This is a genomic window from Pseudomonas sp. FW305-28, assembly GCF_017351395.1.
Classification (GTDB): domain Bacteria; phylum Pseudomonadota; class Gammaproteobacteria; order Pseudomonadales; family Pseudomonadaceae; genus Aquipseudomonas; species Aquipseudomonas fluorescens_AA.
On sequence record NZ_JACNDD010000317.1, the window covers coordinates 1 to 335 of the forward strand.

Annotated in this window: 2 tRNA genes; both read right to left on the bottom strand. The window is 50.7% G+C overall.

Features of this window, described 5'->3' with window-relative positions:
- Window positions 1-82: 82 nt before the first annotated feature.
- A tRNA-Ala gene (locus tag J4E53_RS30610) sits at window positions 83-158 on the bottom strand.
- A 30-nt stretch (window positions 159-188) separates the two neighbouring features.
- Window positions 189-265: transfer RNA gene (locus tag J4E53_RS30615), tRNA-Ile, on the bottom strand.
- Window positions 266-335 lie beyond the last annotated feature (70 nt).

Consider the following 335-nt stretch of genomic DNA (forward strand, 5'->3'; position numbering starts at 1 on the left):
ACTAGTCAAAGACTAGAAATCAACATTCACCATCGAACCGATGGAATGCTCATTTCTAAGCTTTATACAATCGAAGCAGTAGTGGTGGAGCCAAGCGGGATCGAACCGCTGACCTCCTGCGTGCAAGGCAGGCGCTCTCCCAGCTGAGCTATGGCCCCGTATTTCTACAGGCGTTTCCCACACAAAATTGGTGGGTCTGGGCAGATTCGAACTGCCGACCTCACCCTTATCAGGGGTGCGCTCTAACCAACTGAGCTACAGACCCAATTTCGGGCTGCTTCTTTCGTCTTCTTCAATGAATCAAGCAATTCGTGTGGGAGCTCATGAAGCAGCTA